Origin of the sequence: Streptococcus infantis (assembly GCF_000960085.1) — a bacterium.
In the GTDB taxonomy this organism is placed as follows: domain Bacteria; phylum Bacillota; class Bacilli; order Lactobacillales; family Streptococcaceae; genus Streptococcus; species Streptococcus infantis_C.
In genome coordinates, this window is record NZ_JYGT01000007.1 from 364520 (window position 1) to 379028 (window position 14509).

Genomic DNA, 14509 nt, shown 5'->3' on the forward strand with positions numbered 1-14509 from the left:
CCATTTATTGTAAGCATTTTCAAGGGATATATAAAGTTTCTTTGAAAAATTTTTATTGTAAATCATATTTTCTGAAATCAGTTTACTTTTCTTGATTTTTAAAGATGATTGCTGTATGATAATAAAAAATGAAGTAGGAGGCAAAGATGGCTTTTACGGATTCACATCGACGTTGTGCTAGTTTTGGGGTAGTAACTAATCTCCCAGATGATGTGATTGACTCAATCTGGTATATTATCGATCATTTTTTAAAGCATGTTTTTGAACTAGAGGATGAATTAGAATTTCGACTTTTGAACAATGAAGGCTCTATCACCTTCCGTTTTTCTAGCCAACACCTGCCTACAACGATTGACTTCGACTTTAATCATCGTTTTAACCCATTGTATCCACCAAAAGTTCTCGTGATGGATATGGATGGGAAGGAAACTATTCTCCTACCTGAAGAAAATGACCTATTTTAAAAACTCTAGTCTCCTGACTAGAGTTTTCTTTTTTTAATAAACAGAACGACTGACCACGATACCACCTGGTTTTTTAAATTCTAAATCTAGATAATCCTGATAGGTCCCAGGAACAATAAACCCTTGCGGGCTCAGGATATCTGTCCCAGCTTCTCCAACGATAGAATCTGCCAGCAGAACACAGTTGGTACTAAGGACAAAATAGGTTTTGTATTTAGATGATTTGAACTTATAGAGGCTGGCATCTGCTTCATGTTTCAATTGATAAGAGTAAGTATGCTTGATTTCTCCTTCTCTTCTTTTCATCAACTGCGAACTTGGTCCCCAAGGGATTAAAAGTTTTTCTATATCTCTCAATCGTTCCTCAATTGCTTCCTTCTGTTGTTGAGACAAGCTCAAACCATAAGCAAATAGAGTTTTCTGACTTTCTCTCTTGCAGAGCTCGATATACTTTTCTCGATTGGCTTTAAATAGGACTCCATCACCAATCGTACCAAACAAACGCTCTGAGTGAGGATCATAAGAACCATAGGAAATAACCTGACCTTGATAGCAGATATCCACATGCCCCATGGCTAAAAAGAATGAGGATTCTGAAGCATGGATGAAAATTTCCAAATCAACTGTCTGATCATTTTTTCTCTCTGAATGTAATTGAATTTCTTCAGGTTGATGGTTAGCTAAAGTTTCATTCCACTTTCGTAAGGTGTTAATGGGAATCAAAGCTGTCACAAATATAGGCAGTGTCATTCTCATTCTGCGCTTCAGCTTGGGATTGCTTCTCCCTTTTTCAAACAATAAACCATCCCTGAAACTGCTCGACCCCAACATGATTAAGTAAAAACCTAACAGAAGCAACTCAAAATTTGTTGCATCATGGAAAGGGGAGATACTGTAGAGACCAAATCCCATCATCCACACAGCATCAAATAAGTAATTGACCCTTGGATGGATATGATTATTTCGGTAAATCAACCAAGTAATCAGACTGATCAGACCTGTAAACAGTTGATAACCTCCGATAATCATCACAAGGAGATAGAGGGCTATCCCTTGCAGGATGACTGAATCAAATAGGATGACTGCAAGAAAGAGCTTGGCTATGGTTACAAAAATATTTTCTCTACGGGACTTTTCCTGGAACCATCGTGTCAATAAATGCCAAATAGCCGACAAGGAAAAGTACCCCATCAATAGCTGGTAGCTCAACCTCGGTACTATCTGCCCAAAACAAATCAGGAGAAGACCAAGGATAATAGCTAGCGCACCTTCCCCTAGACTTCTCCATTTACTATATGTTTCGGAAAACTTAGGCATTTTCTTTCTCCAATTGACTATATAAGTGACGAATTGGTTGTCCTAGCACTGGATGAATAAAATGCGGAGCTATTTCTTGAAGGGATTCTAGGACAAAAAGGCGCTCGGGAATATAGGGATGTGGCAAGATGAGGTCGTCAGTATAGATTACTTGGTCCTCTACAAAGAGCAAATCCAAGTCAATCAAGCGTGGTCCCCAATGTACCTCTCTAACTCGTCCCATTTCTGACTCAATCGCCAACAAGGTTTCTAACAAGATTGGAGCTGGCAACCAGGTTTCCACTTCAATGACTTGATTGGCAAAGCTATCTTGCTCGACTCCGCCCCAAGGCTCAGTCGTAATTACGCTAGACTCCTTGAGAACATGGATGCCACGAGCTCGCATTTTATCAATCGCTTGCTCAAGATTAGCTGTCTTATCACCCATATTACTTCCTAGAGCGATAAAAGCTCGTTGTTTACGACGATGGATGGTTACTGAACAGGTATCTAGTGGTAAATGGACAGGTGCCCATGGTTTTTTTAGTTCTAGCTCAATTTCTTGAACGATAGGGTAGGTCTCAAAAGTGCGTTCTACTAGTTTGTAAGCTACTGTTTCAATCAAGTCCTCAGTGTTTTCCTGAAACCAAGCTGTCCATTGCTGACAGAGTTCTCCATAGTGAACCGAAGACTCTAAGTCCAGCTCCGTCGCAGCCTTGGTCATATCATAGGATAAGCTTGCGGAAATGATAAATTTTTGTCCAAGTTCCTTTTCACTTGGAAAAAGTCCATGATAGGCGAAAACTTCCAGATCCTTAATGCGCAATTGATCCATAACTAGTCCTTTCTAGAAAAAATCGTTTGAATCGATTTTTATAACCCCATGAGACGGTATGCTTGATCTCGAAGATCTTTGTCTGTCTCAAATACTCCACGAGCTACTGTTGTCAAGGTTGCAGTTCCTGGTTTTCGAACACCACGCATGCTCATACACATATGCTCTGCTTCAATAACAACGAAAGCACCTTTGGCACCAAGATAGTCCATCAAAGCATCAGCCACTTCGATATTCAAGCGTTCTTGAATCTGTGGCTTTTTAGCATAAACTTCAACTGTACGTGCTAGCTTTGACAAACCTGCCACGCGTCCATCTGGAATGTAGGCGATATGGGCTTTCCCATAAAATGGCAAGAAGTGGTGTTCACACATAGTATGGAAAAAAATATCCTTTTCCACTACCATATTGTCATCAATAATCTCAAAGGATTTTGACAGGTGCTCTTCAGCAGTTTGCCCAAGACCTGAAAAAATCTCTTGGTACATGCGAGCTACCCGAGCAGGTGTCTCCTGCAATCCTTCGCGGTTGACATCTTCACCGACTGCCTCGATAATCATTTTGACAGCCGTCTCAATTTTTTGTGTATCCATTCTCTAGTTTTTCCTCTCCATCAGATAGGCTCTCACCTGGCTCAAGAAATACAAGGAGCCCGTGATGATCCTAACTGTTTTTTTCTCTTCATCGTCTAGCATATTTTGATCTAGAAACGCCTGCCAACTTTGGTAGTTAAGATTTCTAGAATCAGCTGCTTTCTTTAGTACTTCTTCATCCGTTGCTCGACCATCATCAAAGTGAGTAAGCGTAAGCTCAGTATCTGGCAAGGTTTCTAATAAATCTAACATATCCTCTAAAGCTTTGGTTTTAATACAAGTAAAGAGGATTTCCTTATGATAGTCAGCAAATCGTTCTTTCAGGGTAGCTAATAAAGCTTTGATTGCATGGGGGTTGTGGGCCCCATCTAAAATCATCAAGGGTTTTCTAGAAACAACTTCTAAACGTCCAGGCCAGCTTGTTTCCTCTAAAGCTTGAGCCACTAAATCATTTTCTGGCAATTCTCGCCCAGTCTCATGACAATAGGTATCCAACAAAGTTAGTGCCATTCCAGCATTCTCTATCTGATGCAAACCAAGCAGACCTGTTTGAAAGCGACCTTGTCTAAGCGTACTTGTATAGTCGAAGGTTTCGCCCGTTACGGTACTCTCACAATGATTGAGCTGATAGTCATCTCCATGGGCAAGTCTAGGAGCTTGTTTCGCTTTCGCAATCTGGTCAATAACCGCCAAGGCTTCTGGGACAATGTTCCCCGTTACAAGGGGAACTCCTGGCTTGATAATGCCTGCTTTCTGCTCTGCGATGGCTTCCAAAGTATCACCAAGTAAAGCTATGTGATCCAGCCCAATGGTCGTGATACCTGTTAGAATAGGCTGACAGACGTTGGTACTATCCAAAAGTCCACCCATACCAACTTCCATAATCGCCACATCAACCTGCTCAGAAGCAAAGTAATCATAGGCTATAGCAGTGATAATCTCGAATTCTGTCGTTCCTTGTAAGACTTTAGCATGCTCCCCTTCAAGTAGTGAACGATATTCAGACATTAAGACTTCTAATCTCGCTTCTGGGATAGATTCTCCATTAATGGCAATCTGGTCGGTATAATGAATCAGATAGGGAGAGCTAAAGACACCAACTCTTAGTCCCATCTTTTCCAACATATTCTTCAAAAAAGCTATGGTAGATCCCTTACCATTGGTTCCACCTATGTGGATAACCTTAAGCTTGAGATGAGGATTGCCACGTAAAGCTAAAAGCTCTACCATTCTTTCCAAACCAAAATGAGGTTGGTCTGTCCGGTAGTGGGTAATCCACTGATTCGTTTCATTTTTATTCATGTTACTTATATTGTTTCAAGTTTAAATTTTCTGCATCATCTGCTAAGCGGATAGCAGATACAATGTCGACTGCCATCTTGTGGCTGGCTACATCGTGCACGCGCACCACTTCCACACCTTGTCTAGCAGCGATACTAGTCACATGAGCCGAAGCAGTGTCACGATTGCGAAAGCCTTCTTCAGTATCCGGATTTACTTCAAATCCATTTTCTTCAAGGATATTAATGACAAAGCGCTTGCGAGAGACTCCCAAAAAGATTGGATAGTCCATCTCGTGCAACTTATCAAGGTCACGTAGGAGAATGAGATTTTCCTTCTTTGTCAAACCAAAGCCAATCCCTGGATCCAGCATGATGTTTTCTTTTGCAATACCAGCTTCCTTCGCTCTTGCTAGAGCACGGTCGAAGAAAGCAGCCATCAATTCTTCAACTGATAGTTGTTCAAATTCAGCCAAGTCTTCCTTTGTGAAAGTCTGACCAAATCCAAAATGAGGGAAAATGAGCGAACTAGGGTGCTGAGGGCGTGCCATGACTGGATTAAACATGATGACCACCTGAGCTCCTGCTTTAGCAACCACTTCCGCCATTTTCTCATCACCCATGAGACCGGTAATGTCATTGACTATATTGGCACCAGCCTGTAAAGCTGCTTCTGCCACTTGACTCTTCCAAGTATCGACCGAAATCAGAACATCACTTTCTTGACGGATAGCCTGAATGACTGGAACCACACGTTGGATTTCCTCTTCAATCTCAACATAGCTACTTCCAGGCCGAGTAGATTCACCACCGATATCTAAGATAGTAGCACCTTCAGCTATCAATTTTCGAGCCTGTTTTAAGGCTTCTTCAATAGCAAAAAATTTGCCCCCATCAGAAAAAGAATCTGGGGTGACATTGATAATACCACAAATAGCTGTTTTAGTAAGATTCCCTCTTTTTTCCACGATTATCACTCAAATTTCATTTAGATTGGTATTCCTCTATTTTACTGTTTTTTTTGGATTCTGTCCAATTATCCCTCAGTAACTAAATATCTCTTGAACTATACAAGGGCGCAAAAAAAGGAGAACCTGAGTCCTCCTTTTTAGGTTTTCTTATTTTTCAGTCAAAGCTGCAAGACCTGGAAGTTCTTTACCTTCGAGGAGTTCCATTGAAGCACCACCACCAGTAGAGATCCATGAGAATTTGTCTGCACGTCCAAGGTTGATCGCTGCAGCAGCTGAGTCACCACCACCGATGATTGATTTAACGCCTGGTTGTTTCACGATAGCGTCCATCACACCGATTGTACCAGCTTGGAAGTCAGGGTTTTCAAATACACCCATTGGTCCGTTCCATACAACTGTTTTCGCACCAGTCAATTCTTGGTCGAATTTAGCGATTGATTTAGGACCGATATCAAGACCAAGGAATCCTGGGTCTACTGCTTCACCTTCAGTGTCTTTCACTTCAGTGTAGTCAGCAAATGCATTTGCTTCTTTTGAGTCAACTGGCAAGATCAATTTGCCGTTTGATTTTTCAAGAAGAGATTTAGCAACATCCAATTTGTCTTCTTCTACAAGTGAGTTACCGATTTCGATACCTTGTGCTTTGTAGAATGTGTAAGTCATACCACCACCGATAAGAACTTTATCAGCTTTTTCAAGCAAGTTTTCGATAACACCAATCTTGTCTGAAACTTTTGAACCACCAAGGATGGCTACGAATGGACGTTCTGGAGCTTCAACTGCTTCTTTGATGTAAGCAATTTCGTTTTCAAGAAGGAAACCAGCAACAGCTTTTTCAACGTTTGCTGAGATACCTACGTTAGATGCGTGTGCACGGTGAGCTGTACCGAATGCATCGTTTACGAAGATACCATCTCCAAGTGATGCCCAGTATTTACCAAGTTCAGGATCATTTTTAGATTCTTTCTTGCCGTCAACATCTTCGTAACGAGTGTTTTCAACCAAGAGAACTTGTCCATCTTCAAGAGCGTTAACAGCTGCTTCCAATTCAGCACCACGAGTAACCCCTGGGATAAATTTAACTTCTTGACCCAATTTAGCAGCCAAGTCAGCAGCTACAGGAGCAAGTGATTTACCTTCTTTATCTGCTTCTTCTTTTACACGTCCAAGGTGAGAGAAGAGGATTGCACGTCCGCCTTGTTCAAGGATATACTTGATAGTTGGAAGAGCTGCAGTGATACGGTTGTCGTTAGTGATCACGCCATCTTTTACAGGTACGTTGAAGTCAACACGAACGAGAACTTTTTTCCCTTTCAAGTCAACGTCTTTAACAGTCAATTTTGCCATTAGATATGACTCCTTCTTTTTTTTTACGTGTTAATTATATCACAAAATCAATAAAAGAGATAGCAAAACCTTAAACTTTTCCAGTTCTTTATTGCCCTTTATTTCTTATTATTTTATAATAAAAATAAGATAAGGAGCGCTAAATGATGAAAAACACTCTAACAGATAAGCAAAAAGAGGCAGATTCAGACCTCAATATCATTGCCATTTTGACAATTCTTTCGTTTATAGGATACATCCTTTCCCAAAAACAAATACTTGATTTCTCTCACCAAACAGAGTTTCCCGTCTGGATTCGTCTTCTTTTTCTCGCAACTCTCCAGTTTTGTGTTGCTGGATTGGGGACGAGCATAGTAATGATTCGAAGAAAAGAAAGCTGGAAACAATATGGTTTGCTAGCTAAACATCTCCTCCCAACCATTATTAAGACCGCTGCTATCTGTCTCCCCTTACTTCTTTTTCTCATCAGTAGAGGGCAGATTCATTCCTATCTCCCTTTTCAATCCATCCTCTTAACCAGAGAAGTTCTGGCAAGTTCTTTTCCGACAAATATCTTGGGGTTCCTCCTTATTGGACTTATCTGGGGATTCTGGGAAGGTTTTAATTATGTTGTCATTGCAAACAAAATTAACTGTCGCTTTCCATCACATCAGACTTGGCTTGATTACGGAGCCTTGACTTGTGCTCTTATCTGTCTGATGATTCATGGGATGATTAGCTTTCATCTCCATGCCATTTTAGAGGCTTTGTCTGTTTTTATCTTGATTTATGGTATGCTCGTCATTCAAAAGAGAACAGGCAACGCTTGGGGTTGTATTTTTATCTTCCTATTCATTTGGAACGCATTTTAACCCCCAAACAAGATTTTCACTTTTTAAACTCAAAAAAAGATTTGACTCTTAAAAGTCAAATCTTTTTTATTAATATGAAGTCAGTGTTAGATACACTCTCTATCTTAATCTTCTTTTTTCTTTTGAGCTAGCAAGCCAAAACCACTTAAAACTCCAGCTAGGCCAAGGGCAAGAAGATTTGCATCTACTTCTGTACCTGTACTTGGAAGTTGTTTTCCTTCAGGTTTTTCAACTTGTGCTTCTGTTTTTGCTGGTTCTTGCTTCGCTGCTTGGCTTGCTTGAACTGGCGAAACGGATGTTTCAGTCTTAGGTTCTGTTTTTCTAGTTTCCTTCTTAATATCTTGAGTCGCTGGAGCAGGTGTAACTGGTCTGTCACCTGGTACTTTAACTATTTTTGTACCGACTTCAACAATCTCAGTTACGGCTTCCTTGAGAACTTCCGTTCCCTTAAGACTGCGATGTCCTTCAGAATCAATCTCTACAAGGTTTCTACGAAGGCCTGCAACTCCTACTTGAACCAAGCGTCGTTCTCCTAATGGGAGGCTAGGATTTACTCTTTCTTCATGTCCATATGCAAGAACTTCTTCTTCCACAACTAAGCTTGGTTTCTTAACTTCTAAGACTTTTGGACCGTCTAGCGGTTGAACACGGCTTTCTACCTTCGTACCAACTTCAGTGATTTCTGCAACTGCTTCCTTGACTACTTCTGTTTTAAGAAGAGTACGGTTACCTTTGGCATCTACTTCAATCAGACGACGAGTCTGCCCTTCTACACCTACCTGAACAATACGACGTTCACCCAACAAGAGGTCTCCTGCTGGACGTTCTTGGCGTTCGAAGGTTTGAGTTTCTGTTTCAATCACTAACTCAGGTAGCGCTTCAACTGTTGGCGCAGTTTCTCCTTCTTCTAAGCTACCCACATGATGACTTTCTTCTGCAGGAGCTAGTTTCTTATTCAGCTTTTCTTTCATGTCCGCAAAGGCTTCTGGAGTTGGCGTTTGTGAAGATAATAAAGTCTCAGCTTGCGCAATCAACTCAGATTTAGGATCTTTTTCAAGGACAGATTCGAGCAAGCTTTCCAATTCTTCTCTAGCAGTTTGATAACGTTGATTGCCATCCAATTCAGTACCAGCTTGTTTCAAGTCATTCAAGGCCTGGTTGACTGCTTCTTGACTAGCATCATGATTTTCTAAGATAGCTTTCGCTACATCAAGCTTCTCAACAAGAGCTGCTTGTTTTGCTGCATCAGCAAATGTATAAGCTATTGTTTCTTTGCGTCCTTGAGCAGATGTGATTTCTTGTTTCAGATATTCGTCGTTAATGGCTGCCTTAGGTGATACTAGGACATCAAATTCGACAGTTTGTCCTTGATAGTGCAACTCAAGTTTTTGACGGCCTGTTTTTTGAGCATCATAGCCTGTAATTTCGACTCCTTGGTCTGTAAAGCTATGTTCAGTCTCCGTCTCATCATCATACAAGACCTTGAAGCGTCCTTCTGATAAGTCTAGAGCATCACCTACCAAGTAGTCAATTTTCGGTTGCTTGCTAATATACAAGGCTGCGACTTCTTTTGGACCAGTTTCTTCACCAGTCACTTGAACCTTGAAGCTTCCTGCAACCGGTAAACCAAGATAGGTCACTGTTAACTCTTGTTCACCATGATGGTGAGAATCATAGCCGTTAACAACTACACCTGCATGACTGAGGTTGATGACTTCATCTGCTTCTTCCCCTTCGTATTTGACACGGAGAAGACCACCTTTAAGATTCAACTCCTCACCATTTTGATAAGTTGCTTTTTTAGGTGCTACTTCTAGACTGACAGCCTTAATCTTTCTCTCATCCTGAGGAATTGTTACAGCAAGGGTATTACTGATTTCTTTACCTGGCAATTGTGTACGGTAGTAAAGAAGGCTCGGACGTTTTTCGAAGGTCAATGAATCTGTCGCCAAATCTCCTCCAACTACTGTATTTAAGGTAGCGATTGGAGTTTGTGAATTTGCCTTGTCATAGACTGTAATTGTTGCTCCAGCAGGAACTTCTGAGAAACCAAGTTGAACCTTATTGTCCGTTAGGACACGCGCTGCAACTTTAGCCATTGGAATATTTTGACTCTCCGTATCAAGAGTTTCATACATCTTCCAGTTGTAGATACGGATGGCTTTCCATGGTGTTCCATTGTCAGATGTGATGACGTTCAAGCGCCATTCTTGCGCAGTAATTGGACTATCAAGGGTGATATCTGAAACATGAGCTCTATTGCCACGAACAGCCTTGGCTAGTTTCCATTCTCCAGCATCATCCTTGTAGTAAAGGTCAAAGTCCTTCGTATTCATTAAACCATCGTTGACGGATTCTCCACCAGCACCAGCATGGTCCATGACCCATCTAACAACACGGCGTGGTTGTGTCAAACGAATATCAACGTTACCGCTTAGCTGAGCAGAAGACCATTTGTCAGATAGACTAGTTATGGTCCCATTCAACATACCTTCGATACCCTCTCCACCTTCTGTATTTGGGAAAGTACTTCCAATAACAGTGGCTCCGGGAACGATATTTTCTGCAAGTGGTCTTGGAAGGCTTGTATCTTGGACAGTCATGCCCCAGTCAAAGTTTGTAGTTGCAGCTTCAGAGCGAAGACCATTCTTACCAACTGCAACAACCTTCAACTCTTGATTGGTTCCAGTCGCACTAGCTGAACGGCTGACTTTTGGTAGGTAAATAGTAGTTGCTGATGATCCTGTCAATAGACGCCAAGCATCGCCATCCTTTTCATAAACTTCATAGAAGTCAGCATCTTTATTGCCCTTAAATTGAACAATGGCTTCTGCCTCTTGTGCGTTTTTAAGAGATTGCTTAGCTACTGTTAGAGTTGTTGGTGCTTGAGGAGCCTCTTGATTATCTGTAACAGTCAACTCTCCTAGATTGAATTGGTAATCCCTGACAGTTGCAGTATTTTCAAAGGTGAGTTTGATCCCATAAATCTTTTGCCCAGCCAATTCACTCAAGTCAAATTCGTCTTTTGTCCAATCGTCAGATAGAGTCAGTTCTTTGCGAGTATTCTCTCCACCATAAGTATAGTTTTTCTGAGTCGCAAACTCTACATAAACCTTGCTTCCCTTACCACCTTTATGGGCGACCCGAAGTTTTGTTTTATCTGTTACTTCAAGTTTTGTAGAGTAAAGACGAACATCTTGATTGGTGTTTTCAGCTAAATCACCTGCAAACTTGAGTGAGTTTCCTCCATTGTAGGCATCTTCAAAGTCATAATTAGCTTGAAGTTTAGCTCCTGATGAAGTTTGCCACCAGCGCCATGTAGGCAAAACACCTGATACAGAACGATAGTTCCATTCAGAATCCTTAGAGATTTTACCATCCACAAACCATTTTTTACCATGTCCAGTGTTAAAGGATGTTGTAAAGGTACGACCTACTGCTGGTGTACGGTCAGCTACGAGGTTGGCAATGCCGTACCAGTCCTTGTTATCTGGTTTTTGACTAGTCGGATCTCCTTGGTAGCCTGTGAAGAAGATATTTTCATTCTTGTGATAGTCTTCTCCAGTCTTTCCAAGACTCGTGATAGTATCAGGCGCAAAGAGTCCAAGTGACAAGCGAAGTTTTCCATTTTCATCAAAAAGGGCATCCCATTTTACTTTTGTCTTATAAGAACCACCCTGTTGCAATTCCAAACCTGCAAAAACATCATACTGACTGCGTCCAATCCATTCCGCCATTGTTACAGAGTAATCATTTTTCTCTTTAGTCCAGTTAAAGTTTGCAAAGAAGTGATCTGCAGGCACTTTATCGCCTTCTTTTTCCATGAATTGATAGTTGTACTCACCAAGTCCATCCTCATGGTAACGACCATATTCATAAGTCATGGCATCGTACCAAGAATATTTGACTGGGTGGTTGACTTTGGCAGCATACTCCTTGGTATAAAGCATGAAGTCACGCATTTTCTTACCAAGAGGCGTTACGATATCTCCTGTTGTTTCTTGGTTGATAAAGTATCCATCAAATCCATAATATTTAGCCAAATCAACTAACTTACGAGCGATAGGGAAAGTTCCATCCTCATCTTGTTGAAGAGCTGCAGCAAATTTTTCTTGATCCGCAATGCTATTTGACCAGTTGAAGAACAAAGTTCCCAACACAGGAACACCATTTCGGTGACCAGCATCAATCACATCTGGAGTCGGAACGAGGCCTTCCCAGAAGACCATTGAATTCAAGTATTGCCAGTAGTCAAAAGCGTAGGCTTTAAACTCTTCACCACCTACAGAAGCATGATCTTTAGCCTTAGAGTTGGTATTAGCAAGAGCCTCAACCTTGGCATCCTTATTAGCTTTTTCATTGACAACATGTCCACGATAGCGCTTGGCTAGTTCTACTGAAGAGCGGTTAATAGCATCGTCTTCGCGGGCACCTGGTTCCCATTTTAACAAATCTTCCCAGGTGTCAAACTTAATTTCTTTTGGTCGGAGACTTTTTTCTTCTTTCTTAGGAACATCAGAAACAGTAGCTTTTTCTTCTGGCTTATTTTCTGTAGTTGCATGTGTTTCTTCAACCTTAGGAGTTTCAGTAACTGGGCTAGTTGCTTCCTTATCAGCTGTAGTCAATTGGTCCAAGGTTGGTTTTTCTTCTGAAATAGGCTGTTCACTAACCTTGTTTTCTGTCTCCTCCAACTGCTTCAAGACTTCAGGTGAAGCTGTTGTTGGTTGTTCTGTTGTAGCAGTTGCTGGTTGTTCTGTTGTGCTATTTGCTGCTTGTTCTGCAGCCACAGCAGTGGTCGTGGTCTCATTTGCTGGAAGGGCGACTTCTTCTGCAAAAGCCTGGTTAGCAAACAAAACCGATCCAATCATCAAGGAGCAGGCACCCACAGATAATTTTCGAATACTATAGCGGCAACGTTGCTCAAAAAATGGATTCTTCATCTTTTTCTCCTTTTACTTTCAAAAGTAAGCGCTTTATTTTTTGTTTTAAAAAAAGTAACTGCTCTTGAAATAGCAGAACTGTTCATTTTTATTTTACGTTATTTAAAGGAAGAGTCAACACTTGCCCATAAATATCTATAAAGGAGTGAATAAATGATATAAATTAGACAATCAGAAGCATTTTTCTACTTTTACTAGCATTTTTCTTAAAAAACTTCATTTACTACTTGTTAGATTGCTATTAATCCTTTAAAATAGAATGGGAGAAATTCCGCGATTATTTTTCGGAGGAAAAAGGAAATGTCCATTAATTGGCAGGAAATAATTTTTCACTTTTTAGGTGGTCTGGGACTATTTTTGTATAGTATCAAGACCATGGGAGATGGTTTGCAACAAGCTGCTGGAGATCGCCTTCGTTATTACATTGATAAGTACACAAGTAATCCCTTCTTAGGGGTCCTAGTGGGGATTGTTGTTACTGCCCTGATTCAGTCGAGTACCGGTGTAACGGTTATCACAGTTGGACTGGTCAGCGCTAGTCTCTTAACTCTTAGACAGGCTATCGGGATTATCATGGGAGCCAATATCGGGACAACCGTAACATCATTCATCATCGGTTTCAAACTTGGCGAGTATGCCCTACCCTTGATTTTCCTTGGAACCATGTTCTTATTCTTTACAAAGAATCGAACCGTAAACAATATTGGACGTATCCTTTTTGGTGTTGGTGGTATCTTCTATGCCCTCAACCTCATTAGTGCTGGGATGAGTCCTCTTAAAGACTTACCTCAATTCAAGGAATACATGGTTACCTTGGGGCAAAATCCTATCTTGGGAGTTGTGGCTGGTGCAGTCATTACCGTTTTGATTCAGGCATCTTCTGCAACTATCGGGATTTTACAAGGTCTCTATGCAGGTGGCTTCCTCGACCTCAAAGGGGCATTACCTGTCTTATTCGGGGATAATATCGGTACAACCTTAACGGTTATTATCGCAGCAGCCGGAGCAAACGTTTCTGCTAAACGGGTTGCAGCAACGCACGTTACCTTTAACGTTTTGGGAACCATCCTCTGCTTAATCTTGTTGGGCCCATTCACTTCGATGATTGAGTACTTCCAAGCTTTACTTCACCTCTCACCAGAGATGACTATCGCTTTCTCACATGGTGCCTTCAACGTAAGTAATACCATTGTACAGTTCCCATTCATCGGTGCTTTGGCTTACTTTGTAACTAAGTTAATCCCTGGTGAAGACGAAGTTGTTAAGTATGAACCTCTTTACTTGGATGAACAACTGATCCAACAAGCTCCTTCTATCGCCCTAGGAAATGCCAAGAAAGAACTCTTGCACCTTGGAAACTATGCTGTAAAAGCATTTGACCTTTCTTACGACTACATCATCAATTCTAACGAAAAAGTAGCTGAAAAAGGACACAAAACTGAAGAAGCTATCAATACAATCGATGAGAAATTAACGCGCTACCTCATTACTCTTTCTAGTGAAGCTTTGAGTCAAAAAGAGAGTGAAGTCTTAACAAATATCCTTGACTCTTCTCGTGACTTGGAACGTATCGGAGACCACGCAGAAGCATTAATTAATCTTAATGACTACTTGCAACGTAAGAATGTTCAATTCTCTAACTCAGCCCTAGAAGAGTTGGAAGAAATTTATCGTCAAACAAGTGAGTTTGTTAAAGATGCTCTCGAAAGTGTAGAAAATAACGACCTCGAGATGGCAGAGTCTCTTATCGAACGTCATGAAGCTATTAACAAGATGGAACGCGTCCTTCGTAAGACTCATATCAAACGTCTCAACAACGGTGAATGTTCTACACAAGCAGGTGTCAACTTTATCGATATCATTTCACACTACACTCGTGTGTCAGACCACGCTATGAACCTTGCTGAAAAGGTTTTAGCTGAACAAATTTAA

General features: G+C 41.1%; 10 protein-coding genes. 3 read left to right on the top strand and 7 right to left on the bottom strand.

What is annotated here, in order from left to right:
* The first annotated feature begins 146 nt into the window (after positions 1-146).
* Positions 147-464 (top strand): DUF960 domain-containing protein, encoded by a 318-nt coding sequence (locus tag TZ94_RS04495; RefSeq protein WP_045614591.1) that lies wholly within the window; start codon positions 147-149, stop codon positions 462-464.
* A gap of 33 nt (positions 465-497) precedes the next feature.
* Here the strand turns inward: TZ94_RS04495 and TZ94_RS04500 are convergent, their stop codons facing one another.
* The 6 genes from TZ94_RS04500 to TZ94_RS04525 all read right to left on the bottom strand — a co-directional run bounded on the left by TZ94_RS04500 (position 498) and on the right by TZ94_RS04525 (position 6786).
* On the bottom strand, positions 498-1781 hold the full coding sequence (locus TZ94_RS04500) for a hypothetical protein (RefSeq protein ID WP_045614594.1): 1284 nt from the start codon (positions 1779-1781) through the stop codon (positions 498-500).
* A complete protein-coding gene (gene folK / locus TZ94_RS04505; protein ID WP_045614597.1) occupies positions 1774-2595 on the bottom strand; it encodes a 2-amino-4-hydroxy-6-hydroxymethyldihydropteridine diphosphokinase in 822 nt (273 codons plus the stop codon). The genes TZ94_RS04500 and folK overlap by 8 nt, the downstream gene beginning before the upstream one ends.
* Before the next feature lie 38 nt (positions 2596-2633).
* A complete protein-coding gene (gene folE, locus TZ94_RS04510) occupies positions 2634-3188 on the bottom strand; it encodes a GTP cyclohydrolase I FolE (protein WP_045614600.1) in 555 nt (184 codons plus the stop codon).
* 3 nt (positions 3189-3191) lie between these two features.
* Entirely contained in the window at positions 3192-4490 is a 1299-nt protein-coding gene (locus tag TZ94_RS04515) for a bifunctional folylpolyglutamate synthase/dihydrofolate synthase (RefSeq protein WP_045614603.1), read from the bottom strand.
* A gap of 1 nt (position 4491) precedes the next feature.
* Positions 4492-5436, bottom strand: coding sequence for a dihydropteroate synthase (folP, locus tag TZ94_RS04520; protein ID WP_045614606.1), 945 nt, complete (start codon positions 5434-5436; stop codon positions 4492-4494).
* Positions 5437-5586: 150 nt separating this feature from the next.
* Positions 5587-6786, bottom strand: coding sequence for a phosphoglycerate kinase (locus TZ94_RS04525; protein WP_045614609.1), 1200 nt, complete (start codon positions 6784-6786; stop codon positions 5587-5589).
* A 143-nt stretch (positions 6787-6929) separates the two neighbouring features.
* On the opposite strand from TZ94_RS04525, the gene TZ94_RS04530 reads away from it, so the two are divergent.
* Entirely contained in the window at positions 6930-7637 is a 708-nt protein-coding gene (locus TZ94_RS04530) for a hypothetical protein (RefSeq protein WP_241767277.1), read from the top strand.
* A 104-nt stretch (positions 7638-7741) separates the two neighbouring features.
* Here TZ94_RS04530 and TZ94_RS04535 read toward each other — a convergent pair whose 3' ends face one another.
* Positions 7742-12577, bottom strand: coding sequence for an endo-beta-N-acetylglucosaminidase (locus TZ94_RS04535; RefSeq protein ID WP_045614612.1), 4836 nt, complete (start codon positions 12575-12577; stop codon positions 7742-7744).
* A 300-nt stretch (positions 12578-12877) separates the two neighbouring features.
* Here TZ94_RS04535 and TZ94_RS04540 point away from each other — a divergent pair, with 300 nt between their 5' ends.
* Complete coding sequence (locus TZ94_RS04540; protein WP_045614615.1) at positions 12878-14509, top strand: Na/Pi cotransporter family protein; 1632 nt, start codon at positions 12878-12880, stop codon at positions 14507-14509.